This is a genomic window from Nostoc sp. FACHB-110 (assembly GCF_014697425.1).
GTDB lineage: Bacteria > Cyanobacteriota > Cyanobacteriia > Cyanobacteriales > Nostocaceae > Nostoc_B.
Map to the genome: position 1 here is coordinate 175,023 of NZ_JACJRU010000006.1, position 15,881 is coordinate 190,903.

A 15,881-nucleotide genomic window follows, 5' to 3' on the forward strand; every position below is an offset into this window, starting at 1 on the left:
AATACTAGTATAGAAAAGTTCAAAAATTGCTAGTTTTTGTACTATCACTCATCATTTTACATAATTAGCACAACTACTTAGTCTGACAGTTGGATGATTGTGAACTCAGGCAAACCAGAATATTTATCGGGTATGTTTGTCTATACTTTTAAGATTTTATAGAGTCCTTACTGTGAAAGTACATCTATCAACTATATTTATTCCATGCAGTAGGAATTGATGAATAACTGTCTTAAAAGACAGCTATGCGGGAGGCAAAGGGGAAGAAAAACTTTTCATCCTCAGTTATAAAATATACTTATGAAAGGCTGGCACATCTTTGTCTCGTCAAAACCTTGAGCTAAAAGCACGACGAAAAGGAAAGAGCTAAAAACTCATGGCAGATCAAATGCAGTGGGCAAATGCCCTATCAACCCGTCCTTCGTTGGAAGCAGCTGTAAAAGAGGTGGTACAAAGGGCTGTGTCTTCGTTAACAGCACCTGCGGATTTAGGGCTGGTATTTATTTCATCTGCTTTTGCTAGTGAGTATTCACGGCTTTTACCTTTACTGGCAGAGCAACTGGCACTACCTGTGATTGTTGGTTGTAGTGGCGGCGGCGTAATTGGGACTACAACTAAAGGACAAACTGAAGAAATAGAAGCGGAAGCTGCTTTAAGTCTGACTTTGGCACATCTGCCAGGAGTGAATATTCAAGTTTTTCATGTATTGTCAGAAGAATTGCCCGATTTAGATAGTTCGCCCGATGCTTGGATTAATTTAATCGGCGTAGAACCATCTCAAAAGCCACAATTTATTTTATTGTCGAGTTCTTTTTCTTCCGGGATCAATGAACTGTTGCAAGGCTTAGATTTTGCTTATCCTGGTTCAGTGATTCTGGGAGGACAGGCAAGTGCGGGTGGGATGGGTAGTCGCATTGCACTGTTTTGTAACGATCGCCTCTATCGAGAAGGCACTGTGGGTTTAGCTTTGACTGGTAATATTGTCTTAGAAACAATTGTGGCCCAAGGTTGCCGACCCATTGGTAAACCAATGCAAGTCACCAAAGCCGAACGCAACATTATTTTAGAATTAGACGAACAAGTGCCACTGGTGCTGCTGCGGGATTTAATTAATAGTCTGAGCGAGAAAGAACGGAGTTTGGCCCAACATTCTTTGTTTGTTGGGGTAGCGATGGACGAGTTTAAACTATCCTTGCTGCAAGGAGATTTTTTAATTCGTAATATTCTAGGTGTAGATCCCACTGGAGGTGCGATCGCGATCGGCGATCTCGTTCGTCCTGGCCAACGTCTACAATTTCACATCCGTGATGCGGAAGCTTCCGCAGAAGATTTAGAATTTCTGCTAGAACGATATCAAAACCAGCAAAACACCACATCTTCGGCTATTGCTGCTTTAATGTTTTCTTGTGTTGGTCGTGGCGAAGGACTTTACGGCAAACCCAACTTTGATTCTGCATTATTTCAACGTTATTTCCAAAATTTACCCGTCAGTGGCTTTTTCTGTAGTGGTGAAATTGGCCCTGTAGGTGGTAGAACCTTCCTCCACGGTTATACCTCAGTCTTTGGCATTTGCCGTCAAAATCAGTTTTGAGTCAATGGTCATGGGTCTATGCTTATTAGTTTACACTTTAGGGCAAAGGGCGCTGCGCCAAGCTTTGGAGAGTGCAAAACAAACTATCAATAATCAGTTAGGTAAGCCCACTGCTACACCCACTTTACGTTGGGTCTTTCAATGTTTTATGTCGATTCATCTGTTAACGATCGCCGGCATTCAACAAATTGCTAATCTTACCGATGAACGACGTTGGATTCTCCAATTTCTCGGTGCTCCTTGCCGAAAATATTATTTGCTTACCTGATAGACCTGCAGAATGTAGGTTTTAACCCACCGTTGTTGGGGGCTATCTTACTTTCCCAGCGACTACAGCTATAAAAATGATCATCTAGGCATTTTGCCTAGCAAACATTACTACTCACAAGGCTCATTTTGACTCCACCTTTAGGTCCTAATAGAAAACCTCTACGCGCTGGATTAACTGGGGCTTTTTCTGCTAATTTCAATCGATAATTTAAAAGAATAGTCGCTAAAATTAATTTCATTTCAAACAAAGCAAATACTTGCCCTAGACATTGGCGAGAACCACCTCCAAAAGGCCAAAATTCATAAGGTGAGTATTTCCGATTGATAAACCTTTGAGGTTGAAATTCATGTGGTTGAGGATATAAATCTTCTCGACGATGAGTTAAATAAATGCAAGGTGTCACATACGTTCCCGCAGCAACTTGATATCCTCTTAAATTGACGGAGCGTAAAGTAATTCTCGGGAAAGTGAAAAGAACTACAGGGTAAATTCTCAAGGTTTCTTGGCAAACTGCTGTTAGGTAAGGTAGTTGACTAATTTTGAGTGGGTCAGGATTATCTAAACCTTGTAACTCATACAAAAGTTTCTCATAAACTTCCGGTTGTTGGTGAATCCAATACAAAGCCCAAGCAATAGCAGTCGCCGTAGTTTCGTGACCAGCATTCAGCAACGTTAATAAGTTATCTCTTAATTCAGCATCACTCATGCCTTCTCCATTTTCATATTCTGCTTTCATTAGCAAACTCAGAATATCGAAACGCGAGGTTTGCATTTGTTGACGACGCTCTAATATTTCTGCCATTAAGTTGTCATCAATTTGTTTTCTTAAACGCAGAAATTTTCCCCAAGGACTCCAAGCACCTAAATCTTTTTGTAGAGATGGAAGCAATAAAACGCTGGCACTGAGTGGTGAACTAGTCAAAGAAAGCCAAGTATTCATGAGATTTTTCACTTTTTCCAGCCTGAATCCCTCATTTATCCCAAAGACTACTTTTAAAATAATCTTCATGGTAATGTTTTCACTTAAATGACGAGCAATGAAAACTTCATCTGGTTGGATATTTTGGATGACTTGTTGGGTTATTTCACAAATTTGTTGACCATAATTGAGCATCTGTTCTCCATGAAAGGGTGGCATGATTAGCTTGCGTTGACGTTGATGCCGTTCGCCATCTTGTACAATTAATGAGTTTTCTCCCAGCTGAGGTTTGAAGATTTCATTAGCCGCACCTGGAGCATCAAGTATTTTATTAACAGGATTAAATAACTCTTGAAGATCCTGGGGGTGACTAACAACTAAAGTTTCTAGATTGCCAAAAGAATTAGTCAAGAAAATATCTCCATAATCTTTGGCGCAACGATCTAAAAATTCTAATGGTTTGAGGATTGATTCAATTTGTTGGATAAATTTAGGAGTTGTCAGTTTCTCAATTTGTTTAATTGTCATATCTTGAAAACCCTGTAACTTATTTTGGATAAATTTGATTATTGTGATTTCTATCTTGAGATAAAGTTGCTACAGCAATTGCAGATAGGTTGTGAACAAAAAATTATGATAAATTACCCATGATCAAACCACCAAGGGTCTTTTTGAGAATTAGTTTTCATCAAAAAAGCTTTCTTCCGCAAAAATCGTTTGAGGGCGGCTGCACCCATCCGCGAACCACCTAAACCGGAGAATTTAAAAGCATTTTTCTCGCCTTCGTGCATGATGGCAGTCAAGGCGGCATCATTAATACTAATAGCACCTGCATCTAAATATTGAGCTACTGCTAAAGCGGCGGTTTCTGTTTCTGCAAACACCGCTGCACTTAGTCCATAAATTGAATCGTTTGCTAAATTGATAGCTGCTTCAACGTTGGTAAAGGGCATGACTGGCATGATAGGGCCAAAAGTCTCTTCCTGCATGACTTTCATGGAATGATTGACTTCTGTTAGCACAGTAGGACGACACCACCAACCGCCCCCTATTTCTTCGACTTTGCCGCCGCAGTGAATAACTGCACCTTTTTCCACAGCATCTGCAATATGTTCATTAATAATTGCTGCTTGTCTTTCGGCAATGATTGGGCCAATTTCGCCACTTTCTAAGCTGGGATAGGCTAGTTGTAGGCTATGGGCTTTGGTAACTAATTGATGATAAAACTTTTCAAATATAGATTCGGCAACGTAAATTCGCTCAATTGATAAACATGACTGTCCGGTATTGACGACAGAACCCCACAAAATTGCTGAGGTTGCTAAATCTAGATTGGCTGATTCTAAAACGATCGCCGGATCTTTGCCACCCAATTCTAAAAAAGCTGGAATAAATCTTTTGGCTGCGGCTTCGGCCACTTTGCGCCCCGTGGCGACACTGCCAGTAAAACAAATTAAATCGACATTTTCGATTAAAGCCGCACCTGTTTCGCCTGCGCCTTCGATAAAACTTAAGACATCACGCAAGGAGGGAACAGAATTAATCGTAGCTATCAATGGGGCGATGAAGCGGGGAGCAATTTCACTCGGTTTGACAACTACGGCACAACCCGCAATCAAGGCCGGGATTGTATCAATTGTTGATAGTAATAAAGGAAAATTCCACGGACTAATTACCCCGACTAAAGGGTAAGGCGTTGAGGTTTGTTGTAGGGCGATGAAAGGTATAGAGGTATTTTTAGCTACATCTTGTAACAAATCTGGTGCTAATCCACACCAGCGATCGATGCTAGAAACAAAGGAATCGATTTCGAGAATTGATATAGATAATCTACCAGTGTCATTGACTAAAGCTTCTTTGAGTTTGTCGCGCTCTGATAATACCGCTTGCTTCCATTCTTGTAGGGCGGCAATTCTACCTTCTACCCCTAACTTTTGCCAACGCACTTGCGCTCTGCGCGCCCGGTTGCATTGCTGTGCCAACAGTTTCGGCGGTGGTGGAATAATTACGTAATCATATTTCCCTGTACGTGGGTTACGAACTTCGATGGCTTTTGTCATTGGTCAAGAACAGAGGGTAGGGTGTTGGGTGTAGTGAATACGGCATTGCTTGGGGCTTGAACCCTCTTGATGCATACGGGGCTTCCCAGGGTGCTTCGATGCTCTATATCCCCCACACCCACTCAGCCACACTCCGCCCCAACAGGGCTTGGTCATTTTTTAAATAACAGGAGGGCGCAGAAAATTGAGACTTCATACTTCATACTTCACACTTCATACTTCACACTTCATACTTCATACTTCATACTTCACACTTCATACTTCACACTTCATACTTCACACTTCATACTTCATACTTCACACTTCATACTTCAAATAACTCCTAACTCACTTAGACGTTCTATGGTCTTTTGCTGTGTTTGGATAAAATGTTGGCGTTGCACTTCTCCCTCAAGCATAGTATTTGCTGGGTAGAATTGTGCCTGACTGTAGCTTTGGGCGTATAGTTCAAATCGCTGACGAGAGAGTATATTATTTAACCCAGGGCGACGGCGATCGCGTCTTAAGGCGGTTAAATCTATCTCAGCAAAAGCAGCCATACTTTCGCCTGCACCTGTCTGGGCTAAAATTATACCGCGATAGTCAACAATTTTAGAACCACCATCAACCGAAGCAATGGGAATCGAACTATTCGCTAGACCAGCTGTATTAGAAGAAACAACGTAAGCCATATTTTCTACCGCCCGAGAAATTTTGGCTGCATCTTTAGGTGTCAAACTGTTGTTATAAACTTCTGAGGTGGAGTGCAGAAAAATCTCTGCGCCTCGCATTGCTAAACACCGGGCTACTTCGGGGTATAAAATTTCTTCGGAGGCTAAGGCGGCTAAATTGCCAATGGCGGTTTTGGCAACTGGGAAGACACCTTCTAAACCGTAGCAATCTAAGTATTTATCCCAAACATCCCCAGGCGTGGGTGCAAATAATGAATTTAACCGCCGATACCGCAAGATAACTTCGCCAGCAGGGTCAATGACAAAACAGGTTTGAAAATACAACCCTGGAAAATTAGGGTCGAGTTCGTAAGCGTTACCAGCTAAAAATATTTTGTGTTTTTGGGCAATTTTCCCAAGGGCTGTGTATTCTGCACCGTTCATTTCTATACAAGCTTTATTTGCCCACACAGCTAAAGGTTCCCCCATTGGAAAGCCAGTGAGAAAATATTCCGGCAAGACAATTAACCGACAATCAGAGCCAATAAAAGCGATACTGGCAGCAATTTGCTGGGCTAAACGGGTAATAGCCTTTTCTATTAAAGAACGAGTTTCTTGACGATCGCTTGCTTGGTTAACTGCATGACAAGTCACTTGCAATGCTAAAGCACGAAATGATTCAATGGGGGCAGTATGATTCACCATGCTGGTTGCTGTATGAAAATTTTCTCACTATTCAGTTTATCTGCGATCGCCACCCCAAAGCGCAACCACTAATTTATTAGTCAATTCTTCCCCAAACATCTGGGCGGCGTTTTCGTTTCCCGGATCACGTTCGGCAATTGTCCGACGCAGAAACAAATCGCGTTGAGATAAATCAGCGCGTTCAGATTCCGGTACAGTTTCGGCGGCATCTACCCAAGTTAGCCAACGGTCGATCATGGAATGAGCAATACTGCTAACAACGGTTAAAGTTTCATCCCCAATCCCACAGGTAAAACACAAACAAACAGGTGAGAAAACCTGACGAATATAAGTGCTTCTGCTGTTATACGCTTGAAAGCGGATATCTTTTTGGAGATGTAAATAAGTATTGTTTACAGGTTCGTAGTAGCGATCGAGATATTCTAAATCTGTGGATAAATCTGTGCGCGGAATGTAATCAATATAAAAAAGTAGCTCTCCAAAAGTACCAAACTCAAAAGCCAGATGGGGAACGCGAATCTGTGAGCCTAACCAGATAACCAAGCGCACATAGTTAAAATCAGATTGGGGTTTGTGTGACCATTGATGTACTAACCAGTCAATTTCCGAACCAGTATAAGCATTAAAAGAGCCTTGAATTTCTCCTTTTTGGTCAGAGTAATTACTTAAATTAGCAGTAGCAGAATCTAAATGGAGGTCAAAACGCGCGTTGAGTTTTTGGCGAAGTTCGTTGGTAATACCCCACAATCGCTCAAATACAGCTATATCTGATTGCGGCTCACTCATGGTTTAACCTCCATTGAATCTCAGCGTTATAGATATTTGTCTGAACTTAGCCAGATGAAAACTAATTAATTAGTCTAGACTGAATTTATGACGCAGCATTCCCAGTAAAAGAATGTCACAAAAGGGCGATCGCCAAAAAATACTGCTCATCGGCGTTACAGGTGGCACAGGTGGCAACATCATCAAAGGATTTCTGGAACAAAATGTCACTAATCTGCGCGCCATCACCAGAAAAATCGACCTCAACCGTCCATCGCAAGCCTTGCTGAATCAGGCCGGAATTGAACTGGTAGAAGCCAACCTCGATGATGCCGATTCTCTCATTACTGCCTTTACAGATGTTTCGGCAGTTTATTGTCATGCAACTGCGCCAGATGCAGCTAAACCTACGCCCTTAGAAATTGCCAGGGCTAAACGAGTTGCCCACGCCGCTAAACAAGCGAATATTCAGCATTTTGTTTATAACTCCGCAGGTGGGGCTGACAGAAATTCGGGAGTGATTCGGATTGAACAAAAGTATCAGGTAGAGCAAATATTCAAACAAGCAGGTTTACCAACTACTATGTTGCGAGCTTGCTTATTCATGGAAGAATTGTGGAAGAAATACACTCGACCTGCTATCCTCAAAGGCACTTTCGCCTTTGCGATTCAACCTGATAGACCGATGCATCTAATCACTACTAAAGATATGGGTCGGATTGCTGCCTATGTGATTAAACATCCATCCCAGTATATCGGTAAAGAAATTGAGTTAGCAGGTGATGTCTTAACTCCCACACAAATGGCAGCGGCATTTTCTCAGGCGCAAGGAAAGCCAGTTGTTTATCAACAAACGCCGCCGTGGATTTTCTTACTATTCTTTCAAAGAGATTTGTATTGTTTAATTCAGTGGTATCGTCACAAAGGTTATCAAGCAGATGTCGCCCATCTACGCCAAGAATTTCCCGGACTTTTGACGACATTTAGTGAATTTTTAGCGGAAACAGACTGGGCAAATCCCCAATTGAGTTACGAAAATCTTTAATTTGCCAAGGAATAATATCGTTTCACTTTAAAAGTGAAACGATATAAGTCTGACTACCAAGAAGTTTCAACGTAGTGGGGCGGTGGGTGTTTTCATCAAGAGAACTTCTTGAGTATCCATCACTGTGCGGACGTTGTAGTTTTTCACCAGTTCACGGTAAACATTCATGGTTTCGTCGTGAACTCTGACAGCACTGAATCGGTCTAAATTTTGTTTGGCGCGGTTTTTCCAATATTGGAGTTTTACAGGGTTGCTGAGTAATTGGGCTAAGGTGAGAGCTAGAGTTTGGCTATCTTTAGGTGGAACTAAAATACCTGCTTGGCGATGATCTAGTGTTTCTGGAATACCATCTACATCACTGGCAATGATGGCGCAACCCGCTTCGCGTGCTTCTGTGAGAACTAAACCGAAAGATTCGCAGTGGGAAGCAAGGACAAAAATATCGGTGGCTAACATGTAGCGTTGTGGTTCTGGCTGGAACCCTTCAAAATGAATCCGCTGACTGAATGGTGTATTTTGGGCAATTTCTTCAAATATTGCACGTTCTGGCCCATCACCAACTAAATATAAGTGGGCTGCGGGATAATCTGAGGCAATTTTGTTAAAAGCGGCAATTAATTCTGTAATACCTTTGCGGGTATACATCCCCGCAACTGTAGTAATTGCTGGACGATGCAGAGGTAAAGGTTGATAATCTTGAATACTAGGATGGCGAGGGCTACTTAATGTGCCGTTGGCAACTAGGCGCAATTTAGTTTTAGGTATGCCACGGCGCACCATTGAATCAGATACAGCTTGACTTACAGCTATCACTCGATCTGCCAATCCCATCAAGACGGCACTGCGCTGAAATTCGTTATGTACTGTCGAGACTAAATTATACTTATAGCTTTTGCGTAAAACTCCGGCTAACACAACTCCAGTCATCATGTGTGCATGAACAATATCTGGCTGAAATTGTTGGATAATTTCTCTTAAACGCCAAGCTGCTTTGAGCAAATTTAACGGTTGTTTGGACTGATTTAATTGAAAGTGTTTGGCGTTATGACTGGCTAAGAGTGTTTCAAATTCTCCTCCAGCCGAAGCCACAGCCACATCATGACCATCTTGTGATTGTAAACAAGCTAAGTCTACAGCTACGTTGACAATGCCATTACCGATTTTTTGGAGATGATTAGTAATATGTAATATTTTCATAGTAAATTTTCTCAATATTGTTTATGTCTAAATTATGGCGATCGCTGGAATTTCAGCTATTCTTAGTTGAGGTTATCTGTTTTAAAGAAGATTTCATAGTTATTTAAAAATTGTTGGACAAATCCCCGCGGTAGGGAATTTATTTGAGATGGATAAGCTGCGATCGCCTGTTTTTTTCTCTCTTGAACTGAAGAAATCGAAACCCAATAAGCTGAGGCTATATCTTGCAGTTTTAACAGGATAAATAAAGGCGCTCGCCAAAATAGCCAGACAGGATATTGAATGAGTTCAGGAGTTATTTTTGCTTCTTTAATTGCGGCTTTTAGCAATTCATAAGATGCTTCATGATCTCTATGGCAATCTTTTCTATGAGGTATGTATATTTCTGCTGGTTGATACTGGCTTAAAAGTGCAGATATTTGAGAAACTGTTGTTTGTCTTTCGGAATTTGCTAAATTTAATAATTTGCCATCTGGTTTGCCTAAAAAGTGGATTTTTGATGTTTCTAAACCCAATATATTTAAGGCTTTGATTGCTTCTTGTTGCCGCATTTGCACAATTTTATTTTTGGCTTGTTCGTCTACATGATGATTACCTTGTCCATCAGTCAAAAATACTACTGCAACCGAAACACCTTGTTCGCATTTGTGAGCAATCATCCCACCACAACCAAATGTTTCATCATCTTGATGGGGAGAAAATACCATTGCTGATTTTTGATTAAATGCTAACTGTTTGTTTTCTCGAAACAAAATCCAATTTACTATTAAGCTAGAGTGAATATATTGCATCTTTTCTAGCCATACACTAGGTATTAATTTTTGTATCTGTTGTAAATAGCTTTTAATAGCCATAAGTCTTTTATTTGTTAAAGCGCATCATAATAGCAATAAATAGTGCAGAAATTATCCAACACTCCACTGCTATATTCTGTTTACTTTTTGATTGTGGAGTTTCCAGATTTTTTATTTAAAGAAAGAATAAATATTTTATCTTGTGAAAGTAAAAAGATATAGAAAAATTTGTAAATTCTCTCTAACTAATTATTGACAGAGCAAAAACTACAAATATAAGAGGATGTTTGAAAAGTATTGGGCGAATAGAATTCGCTACTACACAAGCAAAGTCCACCTGCGTGGACTAACACAAAATCATCTAAGGTAATCTATTATTATTAGTGATTGAGCTTATAGCGATTCCCAGTTAAGTGAGGTACAGGTAATATTTTGAAACGCAGAGGCTCGCAGAGTTAAGCGCAGAGGTACGCAGAAATTTGTACTTCAGCAGACTAGGAAACGCTATATACTCACAATTACTAGCTTGAAAATAGTTAAAAAATAAATCTAAATAAAACCTAAACTCTTCTATGGTTTAGCATCAAATATCACAAAAAAAGCCGGAGGAATTAATTTCTCCGGCTAAGAAATCAAATTGAATTGCTATATTTGAAAACTTAACTTTTCAAGCGATACATAATGACTTTACCTTTCCAATCTTCTTCAACAAATACTACATATTCACCATTAGAACGCTGAAAAGCACGGATACCGTGAGGGATATCAATCCAACCACTTTCACCTGCAACTTCAGGGCCGGGTTTGAGTGTTTTCACCATCTCTCCAGTCTTGGCATGATAAACGTAAACTTCTGCGGTTTTGACGGTGACAGCAAATACATAGTCTCCGGCTACACTCATCGCGGCGGTGGCGACTTCACGCTTACCTGTGGTGTCGTAAGGAATTACAGTCCGCCAAGTGGGTGTAAAATTGCCTTGACTCCAGTGATCAAAACGGGCGATTTCTGAACCAACTACTTTAGTATCATCACCGATCGCTGGATGATCTTTGGTAAAGCCAGACAAATACATCGTATCAGTTTCGGGAAAGTATTCAATTCGCCGTAAGTCGGTAAAGATGCTGGGAGTTTTTTGCTTTTTCATGGAAGCATAGGTGTAGATGGGATTTCCATGTGCATCTAGTCCTTGTAGCGGATAGTGGCGAATACCATCTTCAGTTCGCAAGGTTTTCCAAACATCACCTTTGCTATCTACCCACCATCCCCCGATGTACGGATAGTCCTCATTTCTATCATATTCATCTTTGTCAAACAGACCGTTACCGTTGCGATCGCGCCAAATCCAATCTCCTTTTTCTGGTTGATGTGCAGGCCATTTTTCTTTCAGCGATTGTTCATTGGTACTAGCAAACATCCCCGCCGGAATAGCAACTTTACCATCTTTGGCTGGGTTGAAGCGATAAATTTGGATAAAACTGCTGTACATATCTGTGAGGAACAAAAACGGCTGACCTTTGATGCGGCGGACAAAGGTAGCGTCAGGAGAGGTATGCAAGCGCGGATCTTGGGGATATTTGAACGGATTTAGGGTGTAAGCTTTGTAAGTCCATTGCTTACCACTAGGCTGGTTATAGTCAATTAAAAAGCGTTCTTGTTTGGTAAACACTTCTAAGCCATCAGTTTGCGGGTCAGCATCGGCGTTATCTACAAATAACAATCCGTGTAATTGCCAAAGTATTTTTCCTGAAGATGAAAGTTTGCGTAAGTCTGTGCCTGATTTGTTAAAACCGTTGTTATTGACATAGATATTACCAGCTGCGTCTGCACCCACTCCAGTCAGACCATAGAGTTTTAATGGTTGCACTTCACCGGGAACCCCGGCATAAATTCCGCCTTTAGTGCCGAATGTGCCAACCTGCACAGGCTGATTTTTGATGTTATAAATCAGTATTTGTTGGTTGCGTCCATTATCAGCTATTAATAGCCTGTTTTGATGATCAATAGCGATCGCCGAAGGTTGAGCAACATTGGTAATTTTTGCGGATAAGGGCTTACCTGTGGGAGAATAAGCTTGAATCTGTTTTTGGTTTTGGATCACCCAAAGATTGCCTTTTTGATCAATAGCGATCGCGCCTGGTTTGTCTACGCTAAAACTGCGTAGTTCTTGCATTGTTTCGCTATTAAAGACCCGAATCTGATTTTTAGCTGCATCACTTACGTATAACTCATTGGCTTTGGTAGCTAATCCAGTAACTTCGCTTTGATTACCGATAATTAGCATACTTTTATCCCAACCCCGACCACCTGTAAAAGGTGCTGGCTTGCCTAATAAAGTGTAGCGTCTGACAGTGTACCAAGTTGTATTTTCGGGTGGATAATCTTGGTCTGTTTTGCCAATTGCACCTTGAGATAAAGCAATGTAAATATATTTATTATTAGCGGTTACAGCTTTCCCACCAAGGCGACTCCAACCGTGAGTATCTTCAACAATTCCAACTACATTGCCATCTTTATATATACTTGCTTCTCTACCACCTTCATCCCAATGGCTATTAGTGTAGACTGTACCATTGGGACTCACATACATAGCTTCAATGTTATTTTGTACCCACTTTTCACCACCGCCAAAAGTGTTACCTAACCAAGAAGTTTTATATGTGGTAGCAGCCACACTAGTAACATTTAAATCACTACTGATATCAATAGAAATCGCTATGGATGCAACAGCTACACCAAAAAATAAAAAATAAAATGGTCTTAACTTTCTTTTAGCAATAAATCTACTTATTTTGCTAATATATTGCCTAATTTCTCGATAAATTTGGCTCAATAAGAAATAAAATTTTTGCATAACGTTGCCTTGATTGACGATGCCAAAATAATTTTTATTGCTGCTGCGATCGCAAAAAAATCTAAAAATCTACTGCTGATAAGTGAATTTATGAACAATAAATTAAATCAAATAGTCAATCATGATTAACCCTGGTGTATCGCATTTAAATGCTTGACTATTGTATTTGCACCTTTGTTTAATATCAATTTTGCTCTTAGCAAAGCATATTATATAAATAGCTGAATCTTGATATTGTAAAATTCAGGTTTACTAAAAATTTATCTAAGCCATACAATTAGTTTAAACAAAATTCAACTTGTTAAAATATTTACTGACAATTTTTGCTAAATAGTAAATTCATATACAAATTTAATTGAGAATTCAAGATAAAAACTAGTCTATTCTCTTTTAAAAGTTATTCGTGATGTTTGGTGAATCTGTAGAGACGTTGCAATGCAACGTCTCTACTTTATTGAAGTATGGGCTAAAATTCTCCTGCCTTCTGCCTTTTCCTGACGATAAATATTCACGAAGACCTACTTAGATAAAATCTCCATGCAGTATGAAGCGAAGAATGCTGATTATCTGAAAAACCACAGGATATAAGTATTAGCTGCTTTAAAAATTTAGCACGCTCATACATTGTAGGAGGTAACTAAGTGTCAGAAAAAACACAAAATTGTAGCTCTACAGCTGCATCTATCCTCACGCTTGGCTTAGGCTGGTTTCCGCACACACCTGGAGGTTTAGAAAGGTATATTTATGAACTAACCCATGAATTAGCCGCGTGTCAAGACAATATAGAATTATGTGGAGTTGGTTTACCAGAATCTCCTGTTGATTCACCAATTAAGTTAACTAATTTAGCTTCTCCTGATAGTCCAATATGGCAGAGATTTTGGTCAATTCGGCGGAATTTTCAAAAAACCAGAGTTACAAAACCCGATGCGATCAATTTGCATTTTGCATTATATAGCTTTCCGATTATGGATATTTTGCCAAAAAATATCCCCATTACTTTTAACTTTCATGGCCCTTGGGCTTCCGAAAGTCAACAAGAAATGGTTAATCATCAACTCAGTATTATTTTAAAGCGTTGGTTAATCGAAAAAAGTACTTATAATCGCTGCGATCGCTTTGTTGTTCTCAGCAAAGCATTTGGTAATATTCTACATCAACAATATCAAATACCTTGGGAAAAAATTCACGTTATCCCTGGTGGCGTAAATATTCATCGTTTTCAGCCAAATTTATCACCGCAAGCAGCGCGTCAACAATTAGGCTGGCCAGATAATCGGCATATTTTATTTACTTCCCGACGCTTAGTTTATCGTATGGGTATCGATAAATTATTGCAAGCTCTAGCATTAATTAAACCAAAAGTTCCTGATGTTTGGTTAGCAATTGCTGGTCGTGGTCATATGCAGAATTTGTTACAGCAGCAGGTAAAAGAATTAGGTTTAGAAGATTCGGTGAAATTTTTAGGTTTTTTACCTGATGAACAATTACCGATAGCTTATCAAGCGGCTGATTTAACTGTTATGCCTAGTCAATCTTTTGAAGGGTTTGGATTAGCTGTTTTAGAATCTTTAGCTTGTGGCACACCTGTTTTATGCACACCTATTGGGGGAATGCCAGAAATTTTAACATCATTTTCGCCAGACTTAATTACTGCTACTCCCGACACTGCCGCTATTGCTGAAAAATTAGCAAATATCTTATTAGGAGAATTAGCAATTCCTTCTCGCCAAGATTGCCGTCAGTATGCTGTGAATTACTATGACTGGCATTTTATTGCCAAAAAAGTGCGGGATGTGATATTAGCTTAAAACTGAAAATTGAACTAACTCAAATATTTTATGAAAATTCTATTTTTAGACCAAAGTGGTAAACCAGGTGGGGCAGAATTATGTTTAATAGATATTGCTAAACCTTATGGCGATCGCGCTTTAGTTGGGTTATTTGCTGATGGCACTTTTAAAACTTTACTCCAGCAGCATTCTATTCCTGTGGAGGTGTTAACAACCCAAGCTATTCAAGTGCGGAAGCAAAGTAAATTATTGCCAGCCTTAGCTAGTCTAATTCTACTTATCCCTTTATTAATTAAGGTTGTTAAATTAGCCCAAAAATACGATTTAATTTATGCTAATACCCAAAAAGCATTAGTGGTGGGCGCCTTAGCAAGTTTTTTAGCACGTCGCCCTTTAGTTTATCATTTACATGATATCCTTTCTCCAGCACACTTTAGTCAAATTAATTTACGTGTTGCTATTACCTTAGCCAATCTTTTTGCATCTTTAGTTATTGCTAATTCTCAGGCTAGTCAACAAGCCTTTGTGCAAGCTGGGGGAAAATCAGAATTAACTGCTATTATTTATAACGGTTTTGACTCGAAAAACTATCAAGTTAGTGATGCTGAAGTTCAAAAAATTCAAGCAGAGTTAGAATTAACAGGCAAATTTGTTGTCGGACACTTTAGCCGCTTATCACCGTGGAAAGGACAGCATATTTTAATTGCGGCCTTAGCAAAATGTCCACCACAAGTAACAGCGATTTTAGTTGGTGATGCTTTATTTGGTGAACAAGATTATGTTAAAGAATTACACCAACAAGTGATAGATTTAGGGCTAGAACATCGCGTAAAATTTTTAGGCTTTCGTTCGGATATTCCCCAATTAATGGCTGCTTGTAACTTAATTACTCATACTTCCACTGCACCAGAACCTTTTGGGAGAGTGATTGTAGAAGCTATGTTATGTGGCACACCAATCATAGCTGCCAAAGCTGGCGGTGCTAGAGAATTAGTGGAACATGGTGTAAATGGCTTTTTAGTCACCCCAGAAAACCCTCGGGAATTGGCACAAGTAATTAATACTTGTCTGCAAGAAAAAGAAATAATGACAACCATTGCTAATCATGCTCAGAGTCTAGCTAGCAAAAATTTTGATGTGGCAATAATTAATCAACAAATTGCTCAATTACTACAGAAAGTACACAATAAGATGGCCTATTGATGATGAATTAGCGATAAACAATCCCCATTTGAGTGT

At 39.8% G+C, this 15,881-nt stretch carries 11 protein-coding genes and 1 pseudogene; 5 read left to right on the forward strand and 7 right to left on the reverse strand.

From position 1 onward, the window contains the following. The first annotated feature begins 376 nt into the window (after nucleotides 1–376). The gene (locus tag H6G69_RS08890) at nucleotides 377–1,591 is read left to right on the forward strand and encodes an FIST N-terminal domain-containing protein (RefSeq protein WP_190684738.1); all 1,215 of its coding nucleotides are present in this window, start codon (nucleotides 377–379) and stop codon (nucleotides 1,589–1,591) included. A 1-nt stretch (nucleotide 1,592) separates the two neighbouring features. After that, nucleotides 1,593–1,859, forward strand: a pseudogene (locus tag H6G69_RS08895) (IS1634 family transposase); the annotation flags it as partial. A 97-nt stretch (nucleotides 1,860–1,956) separates the two neighbouring features. Here H6G69_RS08895 and H6G69_RS08900 read toward each other — a convergent pair. The 4 genes from H6G69_RS08900 to H6G69_RS08915 form a co-directional block, all read right to left on the reverse strand. Next, entirely contained in the window at nucleotides 1,957–3,309 is a 1,353-nt protein-coding gene (locus H6G69_RS08900) for a cytochrome P450 (protein WP_190684741.1), read from the reverse strand. 113 nt (nucleotides 3,310–3,422) lie between these two features. After that, nucleotides 3,423–4,841, reverse strand: a complete 1,419-nt coding sequence (locus H6G69_RS08905) for an aldehyde dehydrogenase family protein (protein ID WP_190684744.1) — start codon at nucleotides 4,839–4,841, stop codon at nucleotides 3,423–3,425. A gap of 311 nt (nucleotides 4,842–5,152) precedes the next feature. Continuing rightward, complete coding sequence (locus H6G69_RS08910) at nucleotides 5,153–6,196, reverse strand: nitrilase-related carbon-nitrogen hydrolase (protein ID WP_190684747.1); 1,044 nt, start codon at nucleotides 6,194–6,196, stop codon at nucleotides 5,153–5,155. Between the two features lie 36 nt (nucleotides 6,197–6,232). Further along, entirely contained in the window at nucleotides 6,233–6,982 is a 750-nt protein-coding gene (locus H6G69_RS08915) for a red chlorophyll catabolite reductase (RefSeq protein ID WP_190684752.1), read from the reverse strand. A gap of 112 nt (nucleotides 6,983–7,094) precedes the next feature. Between H6G69_RS08915 and H6G69_RS08920 the strand changes: the two genes are divergently transcribed. After that, a complete protein-coding gene (locus tag H6G69_RS08920; RefSeq protein ID WP_190684754.1) occupies nucleotides 7,095–8,006 on the forward strand; it encodes an NmrA/HSCARG family protein in 912 nt (303 codons plus the stop codon). Nucleotides 8,007–8,072: 66 nt separating this feature from the next. Here the strand turns inward: H6G69_RS08920 and H6G69_RS08925 are convergent, their stop codons facing one another. The 3 genes from H6G69_RS08925 to H6G69_RS08935 all read right to left on the reverse strand — a co-directional run bounded on the left by H6G69_RS08925 (nucleotide 8,073) and on the right by H6G69_RS08935 (nucleotide 12,849). Next, nucleotides 8,073–9,203, reverse strand: coding sequence for a glycosyltransferase family 4 protein (locus H6G69_RS08925; RefSeq protein WP_190684758.1), 1,131 nt, complete (start codon nucleotides 9,201–9,203; stop codon nucleotides 8,073–8,075). 62 nt (nucleotides 9,204–9,265) lie between these two features. Continuing rightward, nucleotides 9,266–10,057: a PIG-L deacetylase family protein gene (locus tag H6G69_RS08930; protein ID WP_190684761.1), complete on the reverse strand. Its 792-nt coding sequence runs from the start codon at nucleotides 10,055–10,057 to the stop codon at nucleotides 9,266–9,268. Between the two features lie 599 nt (nucleotides 10,058–10,656). Then, nucleotides 10,657–12,849, reverse strand: coding sequence for a hypothetical protein (locus H6G69_RS08935; protein WP_190684764.1), 2,193 nt, complete (start codon nucleotides 12,847–12,849; stop codon nucleotides 10,657–10,659). Nucleotides 12,850–13,490: 641 nt separating this feature from the next. Between H6G69_RS08935 and H6G69_RS08940 the strand changes: the two genes are divergently transcribed. Continuing rightward, nucleotides 13,491–14,660, forward strand: coding sequence for a glycosyltransferase family 4 protein (locus H6G69_RS08940; RefSeq protein WP_190684767.1), 1,170 nt, complete (start codon nucleotides 13,491–13,493; stop codon nucleotides 14,658–14,660). A gap of 30 nt (nucleotides 14,661–14,690) precedes the next feature. Next, nucleotides 14,691–15,845 (forward strand): glycosyltransferase family 4 protein, encoded by a 1,155-nt coding sequence (locus H6G69_RS08945; RefSeq protein ID WP_190684769.1) that lies wholly within the window; start codon nucleotides 14,691–14,693, stop codon nucleotides 15,843–15,845. Nucleotides 15,846–15,881 lie beyond the last annotated feature (36 nt).